Below are 26049 nucleotides of genomic sequence, written 5' to 3'. Positions count from 1 at the left end.
ATTTTCCTAGCATTTAAAACAAATAAAATAAAAATCAAGAAAAAACTTGCAAAATAAAGTTTTTATTTTACTCTCCTTTTAGATTTTGTGCAAAACATGATTGACATAAAAGAAATAATCTCGATGCTACCTCATAGATACCCATTTTTACTTGTTGACAAAGTAACGGCCATAACGCCAAAAGAAAGTATTACTGCTATAAAAAATGTCACTATAAATGAAGAGTTTTTTCAAGGACATTTTCCAAATGACCCAGTTATGCCTGGGGTTTTGATAGTTGAATCAATTGCCCAGGCGGCAGCATTACTTGCCATAAAAAGCTTTGATTTGGTTGATCACTCGGTTTATTTTATGTCGATTGACTCTGCGAAATTTCGTAAAATCGTTCGCCCTGGAGACACCCTTGTTCACAAGGTGAAATTTTTAAAGGTTCGAGGCAGTGTATATAAATTTGCCGCCGAAAGCTTTGTTGACGATGTTCTTGCATGTGAGGCTGAAATAACAGCCATGGTTCCACCAAAATCTTCTGATAAATAAATATGTTTATACATCAAACTGCAATTATTGGAAAAGATGTCAAGCTTGCAGAAGGAGTAAATATCGGACCTTATTGCGTGCTTGATGGAAATATAGAAATTGGCGAAAATACCACATTAAAATCGCATGTTTGTATATCGGGAAATACAAAAATCGGCAAAAATAATACAATTTACCCCTTTAGTTCCATCGGTTTTGCACCACAAGATAAAAAATATAAAAACGAAATTACCTTTGTCGAAATCGGAGATAACAACATAATACGAGAAAGCTCAACTATAAATTCTGGCAGTAATTTTGAAGATAATACAACAAAAATAGGCTCAAATAATCTTATAATGTCTCAAACTCATGTTGCGCATGATTGTAAAATTGGAAACAATATAATCCTTGCAAATGGTGCGATGATTGCAGGGCATTGCATAATTGAAGACAATGTAATAATTGGCGGTCTGTCTGGAATTCATCAATTTTGCCACATCGGAAAAAACGCAATGATAGGCGGGATGTCGGCTATTCGTGGACATGTTTTGCCTTTTGCACTTGTGAAAATCGATGAAATAATAGGGGTCAATATAATAGGTCTTAAAAGGGGAAGTTTCACAAATCAAGAAATTCGCAATATTTTGGCTGGATTTAACATTATTGGCAGTAAAAATCACATATTCAAAAACGCCGTAATAAAGCTAAAAAACGACTTTCCAGACGATAAAAATATTGATGTAATAATTAAATTTATTGAAAAACTAAATGATAATAAAATAGGTATTTGTCCGTTTAATTTATAAAATGTTTAGCTTTATTCCAGCATATTTGATATACACAATGATAATAGTCGTTGGGCTAATTGGTATTGTTGTTTCTGACAATTTAATCAAAAAAGTCATGTCACTTAACATTACGCAAGCCGGAATTTTGCTTTTCTACATTTCAATTTGTTATAAACATACTTTAAATCCGCCTATTATAAAAGATGGACTTTTGCCTGAAAATTATATAAATCCAATTCCGCAAGTTTTAATGTTAACTGCAATAGTCGTCGGGCTTTCAATTACATCTATTGCTCTTGCGTTGATTATAAAAATATCAAAACTTTATGAAACAATTTATCAATCTCAAATTGATGAAATCGACCACAATGATGCAAAAAACTAAAACTTGCATATTAAAAAAAACATTTTAACGTAAGTAATAACTTTTTATTACATGTTTTTAAACATAGCTATAATATCAATTTATATACTAAATATATTTTTCAATACCTTTGTAAAAACACTTAAAGATTCTGTAATGAGAAATATATTTATCGCAACATCAGTTTCAATATTTCTTTTAACAATCTGCTCTTTTTTGACTCTTGATAAATTTTCAATTATTTTGCAATTAAAAAATATTCCAATACTGCAAATTCAAGAAACAAAACTTGGGAATATTTTCCTTCTTTTAACAACCCTAGTCTCGATTTTTGTTGCAATTGACATAAAAACAAGCATCAAGGAAAAAACAAGTCTTTATATAAACCTTCTAATTGCAACAAATATCGCTTTACGCCTGTGTTTTTTGTCAAAAGATATTCTTTCTTTTTTCGTCTTTTTTGAATTTTCAATAATCCCTGTATTTTTCATGATTTTACTTTGGGGTGGGAAGAAAAAAATCATTGCAGCAAAGCAATTTTTGATATACACAATATTTGGATCTTCATTTATCTTGGCTGCAATAATTTACCTTTATGCAAAAACTGGATCAAGCCTTCCTTTGCAAATCGCAAATTCAGGGGCATTTGCGGTAATACCGGAAAATGTAAAAATCACCCTGCTTTGTATGATGTGTATTGGGTTTTTCGTTAAAATTCCAACATTTCCTTTCCACACTTGGCTTCCTCTTGCTCACGTTCAAGCGCCAACTGGCGGATCTATGCTTCTTGCGGGGATATTAATTAAACTCGGCGGATTTGGAATAATACAGTATCTTTTGCCAATTTTCACACCACAAATACACATTATTCAAAATTACGCAATAATAATCGGACTTATTTCCCTAATTTACGGCTCTTTCGTTGCCATGGGTCAAACAGACGTAAAAAAAATGATAGCATATTCATCAATAGCACACATGTCTTATGTTGTATGCGGAATATTTTCTCTAAACGAAAATGGAATAAACGGAGCAATTTTTCAAATGATAAGCCATGGAATAGTGTCTGCGGGACTATTTTACATGATAGGAATCGTCTATTCACGAAGCCACACTCGTGACATAAACGCATATGGCGATTTATACACCATTTGCCCATTTTACGCAAAAGTTTTCATCCTTCTTTCAATGGCAAGCGTTGGACTGCCTGGAACAATAGGCTTTATCGGCGAAATTATGACCATCACATCCCTTTCAAAAATCTCAGGAATTTACACAATTCTTTTGGCATCGGGGGCTATACTTGGGGCAACATACATGCTTCACCTTTGCAGAAAATTGCTATTTGGAGACAAGGCGAATTTTACAAATCTTGAGCTTTCAAGTAATGAAAAAATCAATCTCTATCTACTTTCTGCACTTACCATAATTCTTGGCATTTATCCAAAAATTATACTTGGGCTTTTTGCATAGATCGCTTAACGCAATTTGAAGTTAGAACTCAAAATACTCAAATTTTGCATTAAGAAGCTGTTCAAATTGTCTAAATTATAACGCTATATAACTACTTTCAAAATTGTTGCAATAATACTTGGCTATTTATTAAATAAATTGATAGCATGTTTATACAACCCTAAATTTCTTTTTTATATTCATGAGATTTTTAACCACATCTTTCAAATGAATTACCCCTACATCTGACACCTTTCAAGCATTTCGTCTTTGAAATGGCGGATTAGACCTTGAATTGGCCATGCTGCAGCGTCAGCGAGTGCGCATATTGTATTGCCTTCAATTTGCTTGGTGAGTGCAAAAAGCCTGTCTACATCTGATTTTTTTGCCTTTCCGTCACGAATATCGCACATTATGTAATACATCCAACTTGTCCCTTCACGACACGGAGTGCACTGTCCGCATGATTCATGCTTGTAAAAATGCGCCAAATTGCATATTGCATCAATTACATCGCAGTCTTTGTTAATAACGATTATGCCTGCCGTTCCAAAGCTTGAACCTGCCGCGCGAAGTGCATCGTAGTCCATTAAAACATCATTACAACTGGACGCTGGAAGCATTGGGCATGAAGAGCCACCTGGAATAACAGCTTTTAGATTTTCCCATCCACCAATAACCCCGCCTGCATATTCTTCTATTAAATATTTCATTGGAACAGACATTTCCTCTTCAATTACGCATGGATTATTCACACAGCCCGAAATTCCATAAAGCTTTGTTCCTCTATTGTTTTCACGACCCATTGATTGATACCAAGCGGCGCCACGCTTTAAAATCGCAGGCACAGAGGCAATTGATTCAACATTGTTAATTACAGTTGGGCAGCCATATAGCCCAGATACCGCTGGAAATGGAGGCTTTAATCTTGGCATTCCTTTTTTACCCTCAAGGCTTTCAAGAAGAGCTGTTTCTTCACCGCAAATATATGCCCCTGCCCCACGATGAACAAAAACATCAATATTTGAGCCTAAAATTCCAGCTTTATAGCACTCTTGTACTGCATTTTCAAGAATTTGCCATTCTTTGTAAAATTCACCACGAATATAAATATATGCGGTTTTCGCCGAAATTGCAGCTGCAGCGTATATAATCCCTTCTATTAGTTTATAAGGCTCCCAAGTTATAATTTGCCTATCTTTGCAAGTTCCCGGCTCAGATTCATCAGCGTTGACTACTAAATAATGTGGTTTTTTTGACACTTCAGGCTTTGGAACAAAAGACCATTTAACGCCCGTTGCAAAACCAGCACCCCCACGACCACGAAGCCCAGAATTTTTCACCTCATCAATAATCCATGCGCTTCCTTTTGCTAAAATATCGCTAACTCCTTTAAAGTCGCCGTTTTTAACAGCAGCAGGAAGAGAAATTTCATCCCTTCGCGCGATATTTGGAAAAACCCTATTTTCATCTTTTATAATCGGCATGCTTGCATCAAAATTAACCCACTATAACAACAAAAAACTAAAATTCAAGTAAAGTTTTAAGATTTATTACTGCTGGAAATTATTGCCTCCTTGTTGTTGGTTCTGTTTATTTTGCAAACGATTCAAATGTAAAGCAGTGCGTTGAACAAGTTTGTTTTTGTCTTCTGTGGAAATTTTTTCTTCCTGAATTTGAAATGTTTTTGACATTGACGGAGTATTGTTGTCAAGGACATATTCCAGCTTTGTTTGTGGACCTATTAGTTCTGGCTTTTTCAAACACGAAAGATCCATTTTTGGATAAACTATTTTTGATATTTGTATATTGCTTTTTTCTTCAGATTTCAAACGATACGAACATTTTGTAAAATGCATATTGACATCTTTATTGTTGATATTGTTTTCAAAAAGATATTTTGAATGAGATAAATTTGCAATTGTACAAGACGATAGATTTTTGAAAGGAAGTAATTCACAAGCGTTATTTTGTAAAGTATTTAAAATATTAAACATCATGAATAGTGCCACCATCTTTTAAATATTTGCATACATCATTCATAGTGACATCAAAATGAACCTCTATTTTACATTTTTGTTTATATTTATTCATTAAAACAAGAATATACTAATGATATTGAGGAGGACTTATATCAATCTCGGTACTTATCTTGGTACTTTTCATCTCAATATTCCATCCATTTTCTTGTAACGCAGAAATAAATTTTCATAATCTTGTTTATGTGGTTTGTAATTTTTATTCATAAAAATAAAAAATATTTAACAAACCACTATAACCAAAGAAAATTAAAAGTCAACTAAAAAGCGATTTCCTGCGAAAACTACAATGCAAGTAGAATGTTTTAGAAAGATTAACTATTTTTTCATACTCTGTCCTAATCCTATTTGAGATTTTCTTTCTTCTCCTTGTTGATAAAATTGCGATTGTTGACCTTGATCTTTAAACTGATTACCCTCTTCTTCCTGACGAGGTGCAACATATTGCCTCTGTCTGCTATAAGAACTCCCGTAAACACCCTGCCCTTTTTGACTCTTAGGAGTTTGGCTTTCTTCTTTATCTTCTGAAACAATAATTTCATCTTCTTGACCTTGCTCGTTATTCTGGTTGAGATTTTGACCTTCTTGATGTTTATTTGTATCAAGAATAGCAGCATTATTAAGATTATCCACAATCTTATCTACTTCACCTTCTTTTGTAACAAAATTAGCAAAATCATCACCAATTACATCATTCTTACCCTTGCAGCAATTTAAATTTTGAATAACTTTACTAAAAGTTGTACAAAGTTGTTGACAAGTATTTTTTATTTCAGGCAAAATACGATCAGCATGAAAACCATTCCACTTCACAAATGGAAAAGATGATTTTGAAGATACTGGAACAACATTTGATAAAACATCTTGAGCAATTTGAGGTATAATTGTGAAAAATTGCACAAAAGATGAAGCAAGTGAAACACCGAAAGACGCATCATCGGATTGAATTCCAGTTTTTCTTTTGTAAGAATCAATTTCAGAAATTAAAGCCTGAATGTATTTGTTCTTTCCACCATCTTTTCCACTTAAAGCCTCAGTCCATTGACGCTCAATATCTTTTAGCATAAATGCAAGATCTTTTGTTATTTGATGATTGCTCATTTCAAGTTTGACAATATTTTGAGCAAACAAAGCAAACATGTACAAAGAGTACATAATAGGAACTGCATATAAACCAGTTTGTTCAATTGCATTTTTATATTTTGAATCTGGTAAATTAAAATTTTCAAGATAAACAGCGCAAGAGGTAATAAAAGTATAAAGTAAAGACATTTGTTTTCGGTTTAAAATCTTTAAGTACTCTTGATTTTTCCTTATAAAATCTTTTTCTTTATCCAAAACACCACCGTCATCTATTGCCTTTTGCGATGTTGAGTTTAAAAATAAACCAAGAGAGCCAAGGAATAAGAAAAGCAAACCATATTCGTCAGACATATCCGGTGTTATTGAAGTATCATTATCAAACAAACGATCTTCTTTTGTTCTGTTAATTTCAGATTTCAACAATTCATTCATTTTATTGCTAAAATTGCCTAATTCATCTCGTGATAATTGGATTTGTCTATTCGTTTCTCCCGAAATTAACTGATCTTGATAAACCCTTGCAAGCATGTTACAGTCATCATCTAAAGACATTGTTTTGTCAAGACCACATCTTTTTATAAAGTAAGCATTGTTTTGGTCGTTACGAAAAAATTCAGAAAAATTACTTGATCTCCTATCAAAGTTAGGATTCAAATCATACTGAGTATCGTTTAATGTTTTAATAATGCCTGGAATAGTACTATTAACATAGTTCATAATTTGTTCAATATTGTTAGCATTTTCAGCATTGCTTTGATACATTACTTCCTTTATGTTTAATATGTCGTTATTGACATCATCAATTACATCTTTACCAAGGTCAAAATAAGAATAAAAAGATGCAAGTGCCAAAAAGCCATTTAGGGAAATATTTGCTAATTGCTTTAGCCTTGAATCTTTCGAATTTTCAAAACTTTTCATCATTGTGTCAAATTGAGATTTTAAATCATTAATTCTATTTTGATTATTAGAAATAATTACTTCTTCTTGATTAGGTTGATTCATAAAATAAATAAAAAAATTTCAACATTATATCATAAATTTAATATTTTGTCAAGTGAAATATTAAAACTTTTCTTGACATTTTAATAATTATCCAACAAGTATCTTTGAATTATTGGCAAAAATAATGATATTTTTTAATGAAAGTGAAATTTTATTAATTCCATCCCAAGATGAGTTTTTGAGCGAATATGTAAATCCTGATCGCAGTTTATTAAAATTCGTGACCAATTTTTCTGGCTCAAACGGAATTGCTGCAATTAGAAAAAAAGGTAAAAATTTCCTGTTTACAGACGCAAGATATACGATTTCGGCAAAAAATGAACTAAACATCGATACTTTTGAGGTAATTGACATGGCTCAAACTTCCATAATGGAAAAATTAAAATCCGAAAATATCACTAAAATCGCTATAATTTCTGACTATTTTTCTCACTCTTTTGTAGAAAAATTAAAACTGCATTTTACAGTTAATTTAATTTCAAAACTTGATGTCTTTAGAGAATTTAATTTTAATCCAGAAATACAAAATAGTAAAATATTTCATCACGAAAATCAGTTTAGCGGCATGCAGGCTTGTGAAAAAATAGAAAAAATTCGTAATAAATTAAACAAAAAGCCATATTTTATAACAGATCCCGCATCAATTTGCTGGCTTTTAAACATACGAGGTAGAGATCAAAACTGCACGCCAATTGTAAATTGTTTTGCAATAATTGATGAAAAAAATATACATTTAATCGGCAATTTTGAAAATGAAATAGACATCCCTGTATTGTTTTGGCGCTTTACAGATATTGAAAAAATTGTAAAAAACTACGATGAAATATTGATAACAAAAAATCAAGCAAACAGCCAAATTGTAGATTTAATATCCAAAAATTGTAAAATTACTGACACGCAAAACCCAATATTAATCGAAAAAGCCGTCAAAAACCCAATTGAAATCGCAAATATCAAGATTGCCCATCAAAAAGATGCAATTGCGATGCGAAAATTAATAGCATGGACTCGTGAAAACGCAGGAAGTATAACGGAAATTGATGTTGCTCAAAAATCTATAGAATTTCGGGCCGAGGATAAAGACTTCATCTGCCCTAGCTTTGAAACAATAGCAGGTTTTAATGAAAATGGGGCAATAATACACTATAAACCATCTTTACAGACGAATAAAAAAATCGAAAAAGACGGAATTTTGCTAATCGATTCAGGCGGGCAGTATAAATTTGGAACCACAGATATAACGCGAACTTTACTGCTTGGAGACTATAATAGTCAATTTCCACAGGCTGATTTTCACTATGAACTTGCTCAAAAGTCACTTGAAATGCTGCAAAATTTACACTTTCCAAATGGCACGACAGGCGGTCAAATTGACGCAATCGCAAGATACAACTTATGGCAAAACGGGCTTGACTTTGCACACGGAACAGGTCATGGAGTTGGGCAATTTTTATCAGTACACGAGGGCCCATGCAGCATTTCAAAGTCGTCAAATGTGCCGCTTATGGCTGGCATGGTGCTTTCAATTGAGCCGGGTCTTTATTTTGAAGGACTTTACGGCATACGCCTTGAAAATCTAGTGGTGGTGAAAAAATCCGACAAATACGAAGATTTTCTCTGCTTTGAGGTTTTAACAAGTGTTAATTTTGAATAGCAAATCTAATATTAGATATTAAAATTATTAAATACAAAAATTAACAATGAATATTAAATTTTATAATACTAAACATCATGAATGCGAGCGTAATCCGCTATATTTTCGAGCATTTTTGAAATAGTTTTAGTTGCTATATCACGATCTTTGATTTCATCACTTATTTCAGATAAAAAACGCTTTCTTGAGTGAGCAAGATAAAGCTTACATCCAAGAGATTTAAATTTTTCAAAATTCCTTAATATTTCCCAATTTTGATCTACATTTTTACCAAACCCTATACCAGGGTCTATAACAACCCTACTCTTTTCAATTTTTTTACAAATAATCTTTAATTTATCATTGAATAAATCTAATAACTGTTCTATAATATTTCTATCAAAAGATAAGCATTCATCGCGTTTTACAGGAATAGATAAACTATGAGTTAATATATATTTTACATTGATAAATTCCTCTAAAATGCCAAGCATTTCTTCGTTACGGCAAAAATTAACATCATTTATATACGAGAATCCCAACTCACATGCAAATCTTGCAACACTTGGATAAAATGTATCAATAGAAAGATTAATTCCTTTTAAAATATGCATTATTTGAGGCAAAATCTCAGAAGAATTATTAAATTCTACATCTTCATCAACCAAAGACGTAGATGGATTTGTAGCATGAAACCCAATATCGATTCCATATACATTTTTTGACTTAAAATTTAATATTCGTTCTTCAATTTTGTCGATTTCAACCAAGCCATCTTGTGAAAAAGAATTTTTCGTAATATTCAATATTGCAAAAATTTTCATATTTTGATAAAATTATTAAATACTTTGAAAGTAAATTGATAGATTAAAATAATGTCAATAAAAAAAAATAATTAAAAATACCTTGCATATTAAAAAAAAATTTTTACAATTGTTTAGTTTTTTTATCTTTATGGACAAATCAAGATTAGTTATTAAACAAGAATCAAATTTAGACTTATATAAATCTAGGTATAAACCCTTAGAAAAGGAAGCTGAAATAGATTTTACCAAAGAAGACAATGAAATTTACGAAAGTTTTACAGAAATTATCGACGATAATAATAACGAAGGGGAACAAGAGAATTCTAAACTTCAGGAAAGCATAATCAAATATATCGACGATAATGATATAAATATTTACAGTGATAATAATAAACACGAAAATTTACTTACTCCAGATGATGTAGATATTTATAAAGATGATAAGTATAAAAATAAAGATCCATTGTATCTCAAAACTTCTACCACTTTCAATAATATCAAAAATAATAATATAAAGGGAATTTTATATTCAATAGAGGAAGAGATGTCAGATGATATTGATAGTAAAAAAGGCACTCCATGCAATACGATTAATCGTTTCAATCAAAGCCCAGAAATACTAACAGAATTCGACATTAGTAACGAAGAAGGATATACTAGCCCTTATGAGCGCATTCGACCTCTAGAAGAATTATATAGTGGCATTGAACATACATCATATGACGAAATTCGCCCTTTTAAAGAAAGCAATCAGCTTGATTCATTAATTCAAGAGAGAAAAAATATTAAGGAGAGATTTAACACAATTGGTAAAAAAATTAACAATACTGGAAACGAATTCAATGATTTAGAAAAAAAAGTAAATAAAATGTACTATCGAATGCTTAAAATCAAAAACAAAAAACCTAATGTTATTAAAACAAATGCAAACCCATACGCAACTCAACCTCTACGCCCTAGTAGTCATATAAACACCAAACCAATTTTTATTACAACAAAAGCAAACCCATACGCAACTCAACCTCTACGCCATAGTATTAGTTATATAAAAACTAAACAAATTGATCAAGATATATCTTCAACAGGCGGAACGGCATCTTTGTATAACACTTGTAGTAATAAAGGTATATTTTCAACAGGTTTAACAACAAATACCTTGGAAGCTAGATCTTACAATAATCGTAAAAAATTAACAGACAAAGATATTGTAAAACAAGCATCAAAGGTTTTTAGTAGATAAATTTTTATACTTGACAAATAAATTATATCTATATTTATATTTGGTATAAATGATATTATATAATAATATGTCAGGAAAAAATCAACAAATAAGTAAAGTTACAAAAGAGGAAGCATTGGAATTTCACAGAAGTGGAAAGCCTGGTAAGCTTGAAGTAAGCCCGATTAAACAGCTTGCAACGGTTAGAGATTTATCTCTTGCCTACTCTCCTGGTGTTGGTTTTCCATGTCTTGAAATTGAAAAAGACCCTGATTTGGCATACGAATATACATCAAAAGGAAATTTTGTCGCGGTTATTTCAAATGGAACAGCAGTTTTGGGTTTCGGAGACATTGGCGCTCTAGCTGGAAAGCCGGTTATGGAAGGAAAATCTGTTCTTTTTAAAAGATTTGCAGATATTGACTCTATCGATGTTGAGGTTGAAACGCGCGATTCTGACGAGCTTATAAATGTTGTAAAGAATATCGGACGCACTTGGGGTGGTATAAATCTTGAAGATATCAGAGGTCCTGAATGCTTTTATATAGAAAAAAAATTACAGGAATTACTTGACATTCCAGTCTTTCACGATGATCAACACGGAACCGCTATAATATCACTTGCCGCAGTTATTAATGCTGCAAAAGTAACGGGTCGAAAATTTTCTGACATGAAAATGGTTGTAAATGGCGCTGGAGCTGCTGGAATTTCATGCTATAAAATGATTCGTGACTATGGACTAAAGCCTGAAAATTGCATACTTTGCGATCAAAAAGGTCCTATATATAAAGGCAGAACAGATTCAATGACAGAGCTTAAAGAGCAATTTGCTGTTGAAACAAGTGCAAGAACCCTAACTGAGGCTTTAAAAGGTGCTGATTTAGTACTTGGTCTTTCTGTAAAGGGTGCGTTTACTCAAGAAATGATTAAAGGAATGGCACCAAATCCAATAGTTTTTGCCATGGCAAATCCAGAACCTGAGATAACTCCTGAAGAAATATTTGAAGTAAGACCAGACGCTATAATTGCAACAGGAAGAAGTGACTATCCAAATCAAGTAAATAATGTTATGTGTTTCCCATTTTTATTCCGTGGAGCACTCGATGTTCGTGCGACGCAAATTAATCAAGACATGAAAATGGCAGCTGCTGAAGCAATTGCAAAACTTGCAGAACTTGCTGTTCCTGACGAAGTTCTGGCAGCCTACCCTGGTAGAAAACTTGAATTTGGAAGACAATACATTCTCCCTACCCCATTTGATCCAAGACTTATTATAGAAGTTGCATCAGAAGTTGCAAAAGCTGCGATGAAAACTGGAGTTGCTCGTAAAAAAATTGACGATATAGAAAAATACAAAAAAGCTCTTCGTTCAAGGCTTGACCCATCTGTTAATGCAATAACTTTAATCTCGGAAAGTGTAAAAAGTAATAAAAAAGTTTGCTTTGCTGAAGGTGAAGAAATTGAGTCAATTAAGGCTGCCGTTATGTGGCGTGATGGCGGACATGGTAAAGCATTGCTGCTTGGAAAACGCGATAGAATTGATCAGGTTGCAACTGAAAATTCAATAAATCTATCCGATATTGAAATAGTAAACGCAAGTGAAAAAAAAGACGATATTGAAAAATATATCGATTTACTATACTCAAAGCTACAAAGAAAAGGAATGCTTCGCTCTGACTGTGAAAGTTTAGTAAAAAAAGATAGAGACGCTTTTGCATCCCTGCTTCTTGAAACAAAAGAGGTTGACTCTGTAATTTGCGGCGTTGGAAGATCTTACACAAACGTTATATCAAATGTTGAGAAATTCTCACCAATTAAAAAAGATAGCAAACTTACTGGAATTTCTATACTTGTGCATAAAAATCACATGCTGTTTATATCAGATACAGCAAATTCAGAACTTGCAAGCTCTGAAGAGCTAGTCCAAAATGCTATTCAAACAGCGCAATTTGTAACAAAAATGGGCATAAAACCTCGTGTTGCCTTTATGTCTTATTCAAATTTTGGCTCAAATGTTAGAAAAGAATCAGAGCGTGTTGCAAATGCTGTGAAAATTTTAGATAAAATGAAAGTTGATTTTGAATACGAAGGCGAAATGCTTCCATCAACTGCCCTTACCAAAAACGGCAAAGATGCTTATCCATTTTCACGACTTACTGAATCTGCAAATATATTGATAATGCCAGGGCTTCACTCTGCCGCTATATCATCGAGTCTTGCGGAATCGCTTGGTAATTGTATTTTAATCGGCCCTATACTTAGCGGTTTTGAAAATTCAATTCAAATTGTTTCACCATACGCAAAAGCCCGCGATATATTCAATATGGCTTTGATTTCTGGATTGTAATATATTTTATACTGGTAGCGAAAAAGGAAAGATATTAGTTGTGGCATCATTCAAATTACTTGAGCCACTCTACTCAATTCCAATTATTTTATTTATTGCATTTACTCTATTTTGTATTTCATTTATTGTGATTAATTTTGTATCGCCAATTTTTTGATACATCTTTATTGCTTCTTGATATTGAATCATTGCTGAAATATATTGATTTGCGTTAAAATACGTGTCTCCAGCTATAATTTTTGATATAGTTATGAATAAATAAATTTTTTGCAAACGCCACGATATATCACTTCTATAGTCTTCATTCTTAATTTTTGGTAAATTATTTCCAATATACCCAGCAAGCTGCAATGCAACATCAACGCCAGCATCTACATCTTTTATGCCTTTATACATTCCCATTATCGTCATGTAATGTGCATACTCAACTCCAATATTATCAATTGCATAAAGCTTAATATACATATCAGAAAGCGCAATTGATTCCTTATATTTTTCTGCTACATATTGCAAAAATATCTCCATTTGAAGGCTTTGCTTTGCAATTGGATTTACAGAATATTGTTTTGTGAATTTTTCAAAACTTTGCAATGCTAAATTATAGTTCTCATTATCAAACTCGCGCATTATTTTGTAATACTCTTTATTTATTTTATCTTGTGAAGCAATCTTGACATCCTTTTTACCACAAGACATCAAAAACAAAAAAATAAAAACAATACTAAACTTGGAAAAAACTTGCATTTTATTTATTAATTTATACCTATGAAGAGTGTAAAATAATTTTTTACCAAAAAGCAAGCTTTTTTTACAAAAGTTATATGAAAAATTTTATTAAAATAAATATTGTATTATTTTTTTTAATCATACTAAACTGTGTTGCAAGCATAAATGTATCGTTTGCAAAAAATATAGAAAAACAAGCACAAAAAGACGGTATAATGGATAAATTAAAAAACGCACTAAATTCACTTGGAAATAAAGTAAATAATGTAGTAACAGGAGTTCAAAATATCTTTAAAAAAGGTAGAATAAAAACAGTTGAATCCGATGATTCAAAAAACGGTAATAAAAAAATCATAAAATATTATATAGATGTACCACCGCCTGATGCAGAAATTTTTAAACAAAATCCAATAGATATAACGGCATCAAGGCCTTTTGCTGTAAAATCTGACAATGGTTACATGATAAATGATGTTTGGATATATCAAAATTCTGGCGACAGCATTGAAGAATCTATGAGTCTTGCATTTTACGATGCAGTTGATATATCATTTTCCAATTTAATTGTTGAATTGGGATTGAATCACATAAAATACACAATATCAGACGCCGCAAACTGCATAAGGGATTTCTACATAGACAATGAAAGATTTTTTGAAAATGAGTATATAGCAAGGTTTTCAGTTACATATGACTCAGAAAAGCTCAGAAAAACAACCCAAATGAAAATTGAATCTCTTCTTGTAAACGGCTTTGACGAATATTCAAGAATGTTAAACAAAATTCCAGTGAAAATAATCATAAATAATAAAAATCATTGGCTTGAAATTGAAAAACTTCTTGATAAATCTAGTCTTCCTTATATAATAAATGGCTTTTCAAGCAACCTTGCAATAGTTACAATAGGAAGTAACGGCGAAAATATCGCAAAAACCTTAGCGCAAAATAATTTAAAATTATATGTTGAAAATAAAAAATACTACATTAAATTGATAACAAATGAGGAAAAACAGAGGTTTGAAGATTATTATGAGAAATAATAAAGAGTATATATCTATAACACTTGCAGCCGGAAATGGAACAAGAATGCGGTCAAAAATGCCAAAACCACTTCATAAAATAGCTGGTATTTCACTTCTTGACTCATCATGCAAATGCGTGGATATGGCAGTAAAAAAAATCCTTGTTGCATCAAACGATTTGATTTTTTTTGACAAAACGCTTGAAAATCGCTTTGAAATCGTGATACAAAAAGAAAAACTTGGAACAGGTCACGCAGTTCTTTCGTGTATAGATAAAATTCCAGACTCTGTAAATGTTGTAATAAATTATGGCGACACGCCTTTTGTAAAGCCCGAGACTGTTGAAAAGATGCTTGCTAAAATTTCAGATTTCGACTGCGTATTCCTTGGCTTTGAGGTAAAAGATATAAACCAAAAATATGGAAGATTAATTACAGATGGTGAAAAATTAAAAGAAATAGTTGAATACAAAGATGCAAACCCAGCTCAAAAAGCTATAACTTTATGCAACAGCGGCATTATTGCAGTAAAATCTGACATCTTAAAAAAAGCCCTTGTAAAAATAGAAAACAAAAACGCAAGTGGTGAATATTATTTAACAGACATAGCAAAAATCATCAATCAAGATAATGGGAAATGCTCTTTTGTTAAATGCGAAGAATCAGAAGTTATGGGCATAAATTCAAGAGTTGAACTTGCCGAGGCGGAGAAATTTTACCAAAAAATCCTACGCAATAAACACATGGAGGCAGGTGTTACCTTGATAAATCCAAAAACCGTTTATTTTTCACACGATACAAAAATTGAGCAAGATGTTGTAATAGAGGAAAATGTGCATATTGGGCTAAATGTTGAAATTCATGAAGGTGTTTTAATAAAAGCCTTTTCATATCTTGAAAATTGTAAAATAGGAAAAAACTGTATAATCGGACCTTTCGCAAGAATCCGCCCAGGAACAACGCTTGATGAAAATGTTCGTATAGGAAACTTTGTTGAAGTAAAAAATTCGCAAATTGGAAATAACACCAAAATTAACCACTTAACATATATAGGCGATAGTGAAATTGGCGAAAATACAAATATAGGAGCTGGAACAATAACAGCAAATCATGATGGGTTTAAAAAACAGAGAACAAAAATAGGAAAAAATTGCAGCATAGGAATTGGAACCTATACAATCGCACCGATTGAAATTGAAGATAATGCCATGACAGCCGCCGGAAGTGTAATCACTAAAAATGTTTCAAACGGCTGCCTTGGAATAGCGCGTCAAAAACAAATCAATATTGATGGATTTGTTGAAAAATATAAGAAAAAAATAAGAAATAAAGATGAAAAATAATCGCTTTACAAGCAAAAACTACATATCTTCTAGATAATCAAGATTATCAAATTGGGTATAAATATAAATTATTATCTTTTTTTAATATTTTAGCTTTATTATATCGCCACCAATCCCACCAGAACTTACTTCTATGACATGCTGTATCGTCATATACAAGATTTGAAGCCTAATTAACTGTTGGTTTTCTTTTTATATTTAATAGTTTTTTACTAGATATGCATTGAAGGTTCAGCAACTAATTGACCACTTCCTTGTATCGTGTGCCATATTCCATCATTTCTTATTATGTTTGGTATTAATCTATTATCATATTTGCATAAATAATGATTATTGTCATTTAATGTAAACCTAATATTGCACTAAAAAAATTAAAGCCTTCAGTTGCAATCTTATTTAAAATTTGTTGATTTAATAAAGTTGGCATTTGTTGTAGATGATTTATTAAATAATGAGCAAATTGTAAGGCAATTTTTTGAGGCAAAGAGTGAATATCTTTTTCATTTTTATATTCTTCTCTTATTGAATTATAAAATATATTTAAAAAATTTATAAATTTTGACATCAAATTATCATCTCCATCGCAGGCAATAATAAGGGTATTATCTATTGTTGTAATTTTGTTATTATCACAACACCTACAAAATTTGTATTACCTAAATTTAAAGAAGCCATGCTGTCAGCACCGATCACAAGACCATCTTCACATAACGCTGAAACTAAAATAGTCATATATTTTTATTTTTAAAATACACTATTTTCCGCCATTTCTGGAAATTTCTCATAAATTAACGTACACAACTCTTTAAAAGATAAGCTCTTTATAAAATCACCAAGTTTAATGATAAAATTTCTTTTTTGTCATCAAAAAAACATCTGTATTTTGTATATTATTTTCAGCAATTTTATAATGATTAATACAAATCTTTAAAAATATTTCTTTATTTTATCTAGTATTTATAAGTGTTTTAGTTAGTGGTTTTACAAAGTATACAATCGCGATAAATTTACTCCATTTGTTTGTAAGAATTATCTCGGCTTTTATTATTTACGCAATTGATTTTTTCTTTAAAAACATCTGTATTTAATACTCAGTGAATAAGTGCAATTAAATTTTTATACACGGTATCCACGATTTATTGCATATAAACCTTCTTTGCAAGGAGTTTGGTAGGATGTAGTGAAGAGCAAAAGGAATGAATTTTTTTAGAAAATTTTTAGAAAAATAGAAACTTTGACAAAAAACGCAACTTTATAAGCGAGAGAAAGGATGTAAAATCCTACGTTGTAACAATTTGGAAAAGTGGATATATTATCTAAAGTCTAAAAGACTTGTTATTTAATTGTAATCCAGCCCCAGATTCCCCTAGGGCTACCTTGTTACGACTTAAGCCCAGTCACCGAAACTGCCGTAAACAGCTGCCTCCTTGCGGTTAGCGCACTGTTTTCTAGCAAATTCAGCTCCCATGCCTTGACGGGCAGTGTGTACAAGACCCAGGAACAAATTCACCGCAACATGCTGATTTGCGATTACTAGCGATTCCAACTTCATGCAGTCGAGTTGCAGACTGCAATCTGAACTGAGATGCTCTTTAAGGGATTAGCTTCACCTCGCGGTGTTGCGACCCGTTGTCAGCACCATTGTAGCACGTGTGTAGCCCAAAACATAAGGGACATGATGACTTGACGTCATCCCCTCCTTCCTCCCGCTTATCACGGGCAGTATCCATATAGTTCCCGACATTACTCGCTGGCAAATATGGAAGGGGGTTGCGCTCGTTGCGGGACTTAACCCAACATCTCACGACACGAGCTGACGACAGCCGTGCATCACCTGTGACACCTAGATTGCTCACACGCTCCACTGCTGGATGCGCTTAAGGTGCCATGTCAAGTTTTGGTAAGGTTTCTCGGTTAGCGTCGAATTAAACCACATGCTCCACCGCTTGTGTGGGTCCCCGTCAATTCCTTTGAGTTTTAATCTTGCGATCGTACTACTCAGGCGGATCACTTAACGCGTTAGCTGTGCCCACCGAAACCGAAGTCCCGACAGGTAGTGATCATCGTTTACGGTGTGGACTACCAGGGTATCTAATCCTGTTTGCTCCCCACACTGTCATGTCTCAGCGTCAGTTATGGCCCAGGGAATCGCTTTCGCCTCCGGCGTTCCTCCTAATATCTATGGATTTTACCCCTACACTAGGAATTCCATTCCCCTCTACCAAACTCTAGTCAAGCAGTATTAATAGCAGCACCGAAGTTGAGCCCCGGTATTTCACCATTAACTTACAAGACAGCCTACACATGCTTTACGCCCAATAATTCCGAGTAACGCTTGGACTCCACGTATTACCGCGACTGCTGGCACGAAGTTAGTCAGTCCTTATTCTCCGGGTACCGTCATAATCGTCCCCGGCAAAAGAGTTTTACAATCTTTCGACCTTCATCACTCACGCGGTATTGCTGGATCAGGCTTGCGCCCATTGTCCAATATTCCCCACTGCTGCCTCCCGTAGGAGTTTGGGCCGTGTCTCAGTCCCAATGTGGCCGGCCATCCTCTAAGACCGGCTACTGATCTTTGCCTTGGTAGGCATTTACCCTACCAACTAGCTAATCAGATATAGGCTCATCCAATAGTGGATTGCTCCTTTCCCCTTTCGGGCGTATGCGGTATTAGTCACCATTTCTGATGATTATTCCCCGCTACTGGGTAGATTCCTATATATTACTCACCCGTTCGCCACTAAATTTTTTAAAGTATTGCTACTTCAAAAAACTCCGTTCGACTTGCATGTGTTAAGCATACCGCCAGCGTTCACTCTGAGCTAGGATCAAACTCTAATAGTTTAATCATTTTAACGTGTTTTACCACGCCACTCTCGAAATTAACGAAAACATATATATGTTTTTTCTCTCGCTTATAAAAAAGCGAAATCTTGACAAAGTTTCTATATTCACGATTTAAGCTTTGACTGATACTTAAAAATCAGACAAAGACAAATCACTAGAAACACAATAATTTTAATTGTCAAGAAAAAAAATAATTTTTTTTATTTCAAGGCAAAAAGTATATATTATATAGGGATTTTAGATAAATTGTGATATACGGAAAAATAATTTTTATAAATAATTATTTTTTTAATCTACTTAATTTTTAAACACGCGGAAAAATAAGCAATAATTGACGCCATTATAATATCGCAATTACAACCACTTCCATGCTCGATTTTTTCACCATTTTTCACCACCACACTTGCAATTCCTTGTGCGTCTGCGTCCATACTAATTGCCTTTAATTCGTATTTTTCAAGGCTTGGATTTATTTTTAAAATTTCGTTTATACACTTAAGACTTGCATTCAAAATGCCCGATGAAACTTGAGTTTCTTGGATTTCTACTCCGCCAATTTTAGCCACAACGCTTACCTGTTTATCGCCATTTTCAAGGGAATTTACACTATAAGACAAGATTTCATCGCTACTTTCATCTGTTTTACTTGTTAAAAGCGAGATAATATCGCTATCGTAAATAGTTTTTTTAATATCACAAAGTGCTTTAAATTTTATAAAAACTGCGTCAAGCTCTTCTTTAGAAAGGTTGAAATTTAACTGCTTTAGTTTGTCATTTAATGCGTTCCTGCCTGATAATTTTCCAAGTGTAAGGGTTGTTTTTTCAAATCCAACATCTTCTGGAGTCATGATTTCATAAGTTTGGCGATTTTTAAGCATTCCATCTTGATGAATTCCAGATTCATGCGAAAACGCATTTTTACCAATTATAGCCTTATTTGCTTGCACGAAAAATCCAGTTACATTAGATACAAGCTCAGAAATTTTTACGAACTGCCGAGTGTCAATAGATGTTGCGTAATTTAGCAAATCTTTGCGTGTTTTAATCGCCATTACAACCTCTTCCATAGCGCAGTTTCCAGCGCGCTCTCCAATTCCGTTTATTGTGCATTCAACCTGCCCTGCCCCGCCCATTATCGCAGCTATAGAATTTGCAGAAGCCATGCCAAGATCGTCATGACAATGGCATGAAAAAATTACATCCTTTGACCGAAATTCCGCAGTTAATTTTTTAAACAACTCGCTATATTCAAATGGCGTAAAATATCCGACTGTATCTGGAATATTGATTGTTTTTGCACCATTTTCAATCGCAACACTTACACATCTTGCCAAAAAATCGTAATCAGTTCGTGTTGCATCTTCTGCCGACCATTCAACATCGTCAAACAAAGTTTTTGCAAACGCAACGCTTACTTTAATCATTTCTAAAACCTCGTCATGAGTTTTTCCAAGCTTGTGTTTTATGTGAATTTCACTAGTTGAAATAAAGGTATGAAGGCGTTTTTTACTGGCATTTTTAAGAGCGTTATATGTAGTTAATATATCCTCTTTTTTCGCCCTTGCAAGGGAACATATTGTTGATTTTTCAAGAATTTTCGATATTTGTGAAAGTGTTTCAAATTCACCATCAGATGACGCGGCAAAGCCTGCTTCAATAACATCAACCCCCATCCCATCTAGGTTTTTTGCAACTAAAATCTTTTCCTGCATACTCATTTTTGCACCAGGGGCTTGCTCGCCATCACGAAGAGTTGTGTCGAAAATTATGATTTTTTTTGCCATATATTCCTACTTTTGTTTATTTTATACAATCTTTTTTAATTGTCAATATTACATATATAAATATTACTTGATTTTTATTTCCATTTAATATAACTTCATATAAGATTGAATACTATTGCTATGAGTCAAATTAACCCCGTATCAGATATTAACAGTGGCGATGGAAGAGGAATATCTGAAATTCTAGATATAATGCGTAAAAATGCCAACAAGCTTCAGCCAATTTCGGAAATTGCATTTTTCGACAAAACAGGTCCAGCCAATAAAGAGTATAAAAGGAAACACACTAAAGATCTTGAAAATCAGAGAAATCAGCCAACTTCTTCACTTTTACAAATCTAACTATAAAAATTGTATATTGTATTTTTCGTACCAGTTGATATATCGGTTATTTTACCAGAATCAAAATCAAGCAACTCTTTTTTAATACCAGATCCAAAGATAAAATTGCCAATTTCACCACTTTTTCTAATCACTCTATGACATGGAATAATAACTGGAAATGGATTTTTTCCAATCAGGCTTGCAATGTTTCTTGTTTGAATATCAAAACCACATTTCTTTGCAAAATCACTATAAGAAACAACCTCTCCTTTATTTATATCAAGTAAATTACGCAATACAATTTTATGTTTTTCTGTTACTTCTGCAAGATTGACTAACTTTATCAATTCACCACAATTCAAAACTCTTTTATCAAAAAAATCATTTAATATATCTTTGTAATTCATAATAAAATAAAGCATTTTTTCAGTATATTTGTATAAAAAACATTATTTTCAATATTTTTCTTGACATTATCCAAAATTTGTGATATAATAACAAAATTATTATTTTTTTTATGAACCAACCAAACAACGAACAAAATATTGAAATGATTAACATAAACAACAACATCAACGACACAGAGATGCAACAACTAAACGACGCAATGGCACAGCAACAAGTTCAGCAACAAGTTCAGCAAAAAGTTCAGCAACAAGTTCAACAGCAACCAAATAACCCTGGTAGATTTTGGAATTATGTCAGCACTAATAGAATTATTAAAGGTCTTGCATATATTGCGGCTGCGGGATTTGTTGGCAAAGGTGTGTACATTATAACAAATGGAGTTATTGCCAAGATAAAAGATTCTTATCATGCTTTCGTTGATGTACACGAACAGCCATATAAAGACATCTTTGGTGCAGACACAGTTGATGAATCGGGTGTAGCATTTAAAAACTATGATGAGTATGATGAAAATGGGAAAACAGTGACCAAATGGGCAACTAAGAATGGAAATGAGTGAATAATTATCCAATGGAAAACTAAGTATGATGAAAATGGGAAAATATTGATCCAATGGACAACTGAGTATGATGAAAATGGGAAAATATTGATCAAATGGACAGATAAGTATGATCAAAATGAGAAAATTGTTGAAACGACGCAGGAAGATGAGTATAGATATGATGGAAATGGGCGCGTACTTAAAAATACATCGAAAAAATTTGATGAAAATAATAAATTTGTTGAAATGCAGGAAAATGAGTATGATAAATATGATGAAAAGGGGCGCGTACTTAAAAAGACATCAAAAAAATATAATAAATTTGTGAACATTGTTGAAATACAGGAAAATGAGTATGAATATGATAAAAAAGAGGTGATTATTGTAAAGACACAGAAAACTGAATTTATATATAATAAAAATGGGAAAGTGGTTGGAGAAATAAAGATATGGTATGATGAAAATGATATAATAACTCAAAAAACAGACACATGGCATGGTAATGAAAATGATATAATAACTCAAGAAACAAAGACATTGTATTATAAAGGTCAAGAGACTGAAGAAACAAAGACACGATATAATGAAAAAGGGGTGATTTTAAACACACAGAAAACTGAATTTATAAATAATAAAAATGGGGAAGTGGTTGAAATGATAAAAACATTATATAATAAAAATGGGGAAAAGACTGAAGAAACAAAGACACTATATAGTAAAAACGGTGGGGCTATTTGCACTCAAGTCAGTAAATGCAAATTTAATCCTATAAACAACAATAGCAACTGCAAGGATTTCAAAGAGAATTGCAATAGATTATTATTAGAAAAAAGGGAAGAATTCCAAGAAAAAGTTGGGCAATTCCCAAAAAAATTGACACAATTCCAAGAAAAGAAAATACCTTCTTTTATCGCAGTCCCAGATGGTCATCAACCTAAAACTCCTGAATATTTGCAAACTTATTTACGCAAAAGCATCCCTAGCAAAACACAGCAAGAGTATCAAAGTATTGCAGAACAAAAAAGCGATGTTCTTCGTGCAAAGAAAGAAGATGGGAAAGAGAAACAAGGTAAAAAAGGTAATTTTCGTTTCAAATAAGTAAACAAAATTAACCTATCCCTTGACTTTTCCAAAAATGCGACTATATATAGTTAAGTATGTATAGTTGCATTTATGTCTATTAACTTTGAAAAATACACAAATTCCGCTCGTGATTTAGTAAATGAAGCCGTTAAAATCGCAACTTCAATGCAACACAGCAGCACCGGCCCTGAGCATATTTTACAAGCGATGCTTACAAATCGTGAGTCAATCGTTCCAAATTTGCTTTTCTCGGCAAAATGCAGCGTATCGCTTCTTCGTGAGAAATTACAGGAAATCCTAGATAATAACAGCGTTTTAAGCAACGGAGGCTCTACCCCATATCTATCAAGAGAAGCGGTAATTTGCCTTACAAAAGCAGAGCAAATTGCAAAACAACGCAGCGATGAATATACAACTGTTGAGAGTATTTTGCACGGAATGCTTGCATCAAAAGAGCTTAAAATATCGAAGATTTTACAAGAATCTGGACTTGTAGAGCCATCACTCAAAGCCGCAATTGACGAAATGAGAAAGGGCGGAAGCGCTAATTCGCAAGACGCAGAAAATCAATACAACGCGCTAAAAAAATACACTCGCAATTTAACAGAGCTTGCAAAAAATGGCAAAATTGACCCCGTAATTGGGCGTGACGAGGAAATTCGCAGAACAATTCAAGTTTTATCACGCAGAATTAAGAATAATCCACTATTAATTGGTGAACCAGGGGTGGGTAAAACCGCAATAATTGAAGGTCTTGCAATGAGAATTTCAAAAGGCGATGTTCCCGAAAACTTAAAAAATAAAACACTTTTAGAGCTTGACATGGCTTTAGTTGTTGCAGGTGCCAAGTACAAAGGTGAATTTGAAGAGCGTTTTAAGGCAATAATTAACGAAGTTGAAAAAGCGGACGGCGATATAGTCTTGTTTATAGACGAAATACACATTTTAATGGGTGCTGGCGGCGGTGGAGGAGCTATGGATGCGTCAAATATGCTAAAACCCGCACTTGCTCGTGGGCAAATGCACTGCATAGGCGCAACAACGCTGAATGAATACAAGAAATACATAGAAAAAGACCCAGCTTTCGCGCGCCGCTTACAAACCGTTTTTGTCTCTCAGCCAAATGTTGAGGATGCAATTACGATTTTGCGTGGAATTAAGGAAAAATATGAAATGCACCATGGCGTTCGTATTACAGACTCGGCAATTATAGCCGCAGTTATGATGTCAAACAAGTATATAACAGATAGATTTTTGCCAGATAAAGCAATAGATTTAATGGACGAAGCTGCGTCAAGGTTGAAGATGCAAATTGACAGTAAGCCTGAAAAAATTGATAACCTTGATCGAAAAATCTTACAACTAAAAATTGAAATTGAAGCCCTAAAGAAAGAGGATGACAATGCGTCAAAAAAGCGTATGGATGCGGCAAATATAGAGCTTGACACCCTTCAAAGAGAGCTTGTTGAATTTACATCAATATGGCAAAGTGAAAAGCTAAAATTAAACAAGATTAAAGAGCTAAAAATGAAGCTTGAAGACGCAAAATTTGAACTTGAAAAATGCCAACAAAGCGGAAATCTTGCAAGAGCCGGTGAACTTCGCTATTCTGTTATACCTCATCTTGAAAATGAAATAAAAACCAACCAAGGTGAAGACGGAACATCTTTTATTCGTGAAACAATTACCTCAGATGACATAGCCGCAGTAATTTCAAAAGCAACAGGCATTCCTCTTGAAAAAATGCTAACAAGCGAAAAAGAAAAATTGTTACACCTTGAAGACGACCTAAAAGCTCGCGTTGTCGGGCAAGATCAAGCAGTTGAGATTATTGCAAATGCAATTCGCCGCTCGCGATCTGGGCTTTCGTCAGACAACAAACCTATTGGATCATTTTTATTCCTTGGTCCAACAGGCGTTGGTAAAACGGAGCTCACAAAAGCCGTTGCAAATATGCTATTTAATGACGATAAGGCAATGCTTCGCCTTGATATGTCAGAGTACATGGAAAAACATTCAGTTTCAAGGCTAATTGGCGCGCCTCCAGGATACGTTGGCTATGATGAAGGCGGGGTTTTAACCGAAAGTATACGCAGACGACCATATCAAGTTGTGTTATTTGACGAAGTTGAAAAAGCTCATCCTGATGTATTTAACATACTTTTACAACTGTTAGATGATGGAAGGCTTACAGACTCTCAAGGCAGAACAGCAGATTTCACAAACACAATAGTAATTTTAACATCAAATCTTGGTGCGCAGTTTATAAATAGCAACGATGCAGTAAACAATTTTGACAAAATGAAAGAAAGCGTTATGTCTGAAGTTCAAAGATTTTTTAGACCCGAGTTCCTAAATCGTCTTGATGAAATAATATTCTTTAATCGCCTCAAAAAAGAAAATATAGCTGGAATTTTAGACATTCAAATTCGCGAAATAGAGGAAAAACTTCGCCGGCAAGAGCTTTCAATTATCTTCCAACAAAAAGCAAAAGATTTGCTTTGCGACATGGGTTATGACGAAATCTTCGGTGCAAGACCGCTTAAAAGAGTGCTTCAAAAGCAAATTTATGACAGCCTTGCAAATATAATCCTTCAGGGAAACTTCAAACCTGGAGACAAAATCGGCGTTGGCACAAAAGATGGCTCGATAATTCTTGGTAAAGTGAAGGATAAAACGGAGTAATTGTACACCACTCTGTTTTTTGCATAAAA

Annotated in this window: 22 protein-coding genes and 1 rRNA gene; 13 read left to right on the top strand and 10 right to left on the bottom strand. The window is 33.3% G+C overall.

What is annotated here, in order from left to right:
* Positions 1-96 precede the first annotated feature (96 nt).
* Genes fabZ through deia_RS02190 form a run of 4 tightly spaced genes read left to right on the top strand, consistent with a single transcriptional unit; the run spans position 97 to position 3144 of the window.
* A complete protein-coding gene (gene fabZ, locus deia_RS02205) occupies positions 97-537 on the top strand; it encodes a 3-hydroxyacyl-ACP dehydratase FabZ (RefSeq protein ID WP_146821492.1) in 441 nt (146 codons plus the stop codon).
* 2 nt (positions 538-539) lie between these two features.
* Positions 540-1325 carry an acyl-ACP--UDP-N-acetylglucosamine O-acyltransferase gene (lpxA, locus tag deia_RS02200; RefSeq protein WP_146820536.1) on the top strand — a complete coding sequence of 262 codons (786 nt, stop codon included), beginning with the start codon at positions 540-542 and terminating at the stop codon, positions 1323-1325.
* A gap of 1 nt (position 1326) precedes the next feature.
* A complete protein-coding gene (locus deia_RS02195; RefSeq protein ID WP_146820535.1) occupies positions 1327-1692 on the top strand; it encodes a cation:proton antiporter subunit C in 366 nt (121 codons plus the stop codon).
* A gap of 51 nt (positions 1693-1743) precedes the next feature.
* Entirely contained in the window at positions 1744-3144 is a 1401-nt protein-coding gene (locus tag deia_RS02190; protein WP_146820534.1) for a complex I subunit 4 family protein, read from the top strand.
* Between the two features lie 218 nt (positions 3145-3362).
* Here the strand turns inward: deia_RS02190 and nuoF are convergent, their stop codons facing one another.
* The 3 genes from nuoF to deia_RS02175 form a co-directional block, all read right to left on the bottom strand.
* Positions 3363-4604, bottom strand: a complete 1242-nt coding sequence (gene nuoF, locus deia_RS02185) for an NADH-quinone oxidoreductase subunit NuoF (protein WP_146821490.1) — start codon at positions 4602-4604, stop codon at positions 3363-3365.
* A 72-nt stretch (positions 4605-4676) separates the two neighbouring features.
* On the bottom strand, positions 4677-5138 hold the full coding sequence (locus deia_RS02180; RefSeq protein ID WP_146820533.1) for a hypothetical protein: 462 nt from the start codon (positions 5136-5138) through the stop codon (positions 4677-4679).
* A gap of 342 nt (positions 5139-5480) precedes the next feature.
* Positions 5481-7250, bottom strand: a complete 1770-nt coding sequence (locus tag deia_RS02175; RefSeq protein ID WP_146820532.1) for a hypothetical protein — start codon at positions 7248-7250, stop codon at positions 5481-5483.
* 124 nt (positions 7251-7374) lie between these two features.
* Here deia_RS02175 and deia_RS02170 point away from each other — a divergent pair, with 124 nt between their 5' ends.
* On the top strand, positions 7375-8904 hold the full coding sequence (locus deia_RS02170) for an aminopeptidase P family protein (RefSeq protein WP_146820531.1): 1530 nt from the start codon (positions 7375-7377) through the stop codon (positions 8902-8904).
* Positions 8905-8972: 68 nt separating this feature from the next.
* On the opposite strand, the gene folP is transcribed toward deia_RS02170, so the two are convergent.
* On the bottom strand, positions 8973-9707 hold the full coding sequence (gene folP, locus deia_RS02165) for a dihydropteroate synthase (RefSeq protein WP_146820530.1): 735 nt from the start codon (positions 9705-9707) through the stop codon (positions 8973-8975).
* Positions 9708-9837: 130 nt separating this feature from the next.
* Between folP and deia_RS02160 the strand changes: the two genes are divergently transcribed.
* Entirely contained in the window at positions 9838-10929 is a 1092-nt protein-coding gene (locus deia_RS02160) for a hypothetical protein (protein WP_146820529.1), read from the top strand.
* 67 nt (positions 10930-10996) lie between these two features.
* On the top strand, positions 10997-13255 hold the full coding sequence (locus tag deia_RS02155; RefSeq protein WP_146820528.1) for an NADP-dependent malic enzyme: 2259 nt from the start codon (positions 10997-10999) through the stop codon (positions 13253-13255).
* Between the two features lie 69 nt (positions 13256-13324).
* Here the strand turns inward: deia_RS02155 and bamD are convergent, their stop codons facing one another.
* Positions 13325-13951 (bottom strand): outer membrane protein assembly factor BamD, encoded by a 627-nt coding sequence (gene bamD / locus deia_RS02150; RefSeq protein WP_161982808.1) that lies wholly within the window; start codon positions 13949-13951, stop codon positions 13325-13327.
* 125 nt (positions 13952-14076) lie between these two features.
* Between bamD and deia_RS02145 the strand changes: the two genes are divergently transcribed.
* Both deia_RS02145 and glmU read left to right on the top strand, forming a co-directional pair.
* The gene (locus deia_RS02145) at positions 14077-15021 is read left to right on the top strand and encodes a hypothetical protein (RefSeq protein WP_146820526.1); all 945 of its coding nucleotides are present in this window, start codon (positions 14077-14079) and stop codon (positions 15019-15021) included.
* Positions 15011-16345, top strand: a complete 1335-nt coding sequence (gene glmU / locus deia_RS02140) for a bifunctional UDP-N-acetylglucosamine diphosphorylase/glucosamine-1-phosphate N-acetyltransferase GlmU (protein ID WP_161982806.1) — start codon at positions 15011-15013, stop codon at positions 16343-16345. Before deia_RS02145 ends, glmU begins: the two co-directional genes overlap by 11 nt.
* 340 nt (positions 16346-16685) lie before the next feature.
* Here the strand turns inward: glmU and deia_RS02135 are convergent, their stop codons facing one another.
* From deia_RS02135 to deia_RS02125, 4 genes are all read right to left on the bottom strand, one after another.
* Complete coding sequence (locus deia_RS02135) at positions 16686-16910, bottom strand: hypothetical protein (RefSeq protein ID WP_146820524.1); 225 nt, start codon at positions 16908-16910, stop codon at positions 16686-16688.
* A 41-nt stretch (positions 16911-16951) separates the two neighbouring features.
* Positions 16952-17077 carry a hypothetical protein gene (locus tag deia_RS05925; RefSeq protein WP_281284142.1) on the bottom strand — a complete coding sequence of 42 codons (126 nt, stop codon included), beginning with the start codon at positions 17075-17077 and terminating at the stop codon, positions 16952-16954.
* Between the two features lie 606 nt (positions 17078-17683).
* Positions 17684-19192, bottom strand: a 16S ribosomal RNA gene (locus deia_RS02130).
* 296 nt (positions 19193-19488) lie between these two features.
* Positions 19489-20979, bottom strand: a complete 1491-nt coding sequence (locus deia_RS02125; protein ID WP_146820523.1) for a 2-isopropylmalate synthase — start codon at positions 20977-20979, stop codon at positions 19489-19491.
* A 120-nt stretch (positions 20980-21099) separates the two neighbouring features.
* Between deia_RS02125 and deia_RS02120 the strand changes: the two genes are divergently transcribed.
* Positions 21100-21321, top strand: coding sequence for a hypothetical protein (locus tag deia_RS02120; protein ID WP_146820522.1), 222 nt, complete (start codon positions 21100-21102; stop codon positions 21319-21321).
* Here the strand turns inward: deia_RS02120 and deia_RS02115 are convergent.
* A complete protein-coding gene (locus deia_RS02115; protein WP_161982804.1) occupies positions 21318-21710 on the bottom strand; it encodes a methylated-DNA--[protein]-cysteine S-methyltransferase in 393 nt (130 codons plus the stop codon). The two genes, deia_RS02120 and deia_RS02115, sit on opposite strands and share 4 nt — an antisense overlap.
* A gap of 110 nt (positions 21711-21820) precedes the next feature.
* On the opposite strand from deia_RS02115, the gene deia_RS02110 reads away from it, so the two are divergent.
* The 3 genes from deia_RS02110 to clpB all read left to right on the top strand — a co-directional run bounded on the left by deia_RS02110 (position 21821) and on the right by clpB (position 26020).
* A complete protein-coding gene (locus deia_RS02110) occupies positions 21821-22270 on the top strand; it encodes a hypothetical protein (protein WP_146820520.1) in 450 nt (149 codons plus the stop codon).
* A 45-nt stretch (positions 22271-22315) separates the two neighbouring features.
* A complete protein-coding gene (locus deia_RS02105) occupies positions 22316-23350 on the top strand; it encodes a hypothetical protein (RefSeq protein WP_146820519.1) in 1035 nt (344 codons plus the stop codon).
* An 81-nt stretch (positions 23351-23431) separates the two neighbouring features.
* Positions 23432-26020, top strand: coding sequence for an ATP-dependent chaperone ClpB (gene clpB / locus deia_RS02100; RefSeq protein WP_146821488.1), 2589 nt, complete (start codon positions 23432-23434; stop codon positions 26018-26020).
* The last annotated feature ends 29 nt before the right edge of the window (positions 26021-26049 follow it).

This window comes from Candidatus Deianiraea vastatrix, assembly GCF_007993655.1.
In the GTDB taxonomy this organism is placed as follows: Bacteria; Pseudomonadota; Alphaproteobacteria; order Rickettsiales; family Deianiraeaceae; genus Deianiraea; species Deianiraea vastatrix.
This window is presented reverse-complemented; position numbering and strand designations above follow the sequence as displayed.

Coding starts and splice junctions, on each gene's coding strand:
- fabZ (WP_146821492.1), top strand. CDS start 97: ATGATTGACATAAAAGAAATAATCTCGATGCTACCTCATAGATACCCA.
- lpxA (WP_146820536.1), top strand. CDS start 540: ATGTTTATACATCAAACTGCAATTATTGGAAAAGATGTCAAGCTTGCA.
- deia_RS02195 (WP_146820535.1), top strand. CDS start 1,327: ATGTTTAGCTTTATTCCAGCATATTTGATATACACAATGATAATAGTC.
- deia_RS02190 (WP_146820534.1), top strand. CDS start 1,744: ATGTTTTTAAACATAGCTATAATATCAATTTATATACTAAATATATTT.
- deia_RS02180 (WP_146820533.1), bottom strand. CDS start 5,138: ATGGTGGCACTATTCATGATGTTTAATATTTTAAATACTTTACAAAAT.
- deia_RS02175 (WP_146820532.1), bottom strand. CDS start 7,250: ATGAATCAACCTAATCAAGAAGAAGTAATTATTTCTAATAATCAAAAT.
- deia_RS02170 (WP_146820531.1), top strand. CDS start 7,375: ATGATATTTTTTAATGAAAGTGAAATTTTATTAATTCCATCCCAAGAT.
- folP (WP_146820530.1), bottom strand. CDS start 9,707: ATGAAAATTTTTGCAATATTGAATATTACGAAAAATTCTTTTTCACAA.
- deia_RS02160 (WP_146820529.1), top strand. CDS start 9,838: ATGGACAAATCAAGATTAGTTATTAAACAAGAATCAAATTTAGACTTA.
- deia_RS02155 (WP_146820528.1), top strand. CDS start 10,997: ATGTCAGGAAAAAATCAACAAATAAGTAAAGTTACAAAAGAGGAAGCA.
- bamD (WP_161982808.1), bottom strand. CDS start 13,951: ATGTCTTGTGGTAAAAAGGATGTCAAGATTGCTTCACAAGATAAAATA.
- deia_RS02145 (WP_146820526.1), top strand. CDS start 14,077: ATGAAAAATTTTATTAAAATAAATATTGTATTATTTTTTTTAATCATA.
- glmU (WP_161982806.1), top strand. CDS start 15,011: ATGAGAAATAATAAAGAGTATATATCTATAACACTTGCAGCCGGAAAT.
- deia_RS02135 (WP_146820524.1), bottom strand. CDS start 16,910: ATGTCAAAATTTATAAATTTTTTAAATATATTTTATAATTCAATAAGA.
- deia_RS05925 (WP_281284142.1), bottom strand. CDS start 17,077: ATGACTATTTTAGTTTCAGCGTTATGTGAAGATGGTCTTGTGATCGGT.
- deia_RS02125 (WP_146820523.1), bottom strand. CDS start 20,979: ATGGCAAAAAAAATCATAATTTTCGACACAACTCTTCGTGATGGCGAG.
- deia_RS02120 (WP_146820522.1), top strand. CDS start 21,100: ATGAGTCAAATTAACCCCGTATCAGATATTAACAGTGGCGATGGAAGA.
- deia_RS02115 (WP_161982804.1), bottom strand. CDS start 21,710: ATGAATTACAAAGATATATTAAATGATTTTTTTGATAAAAGAGTTTTG.
- deia_RS02110 (WP_146820520.1), top strand. CDS start 21,821: ATGAACCAACCAAACAACGAACAAAATATTGAAATGATTAACATAAAC.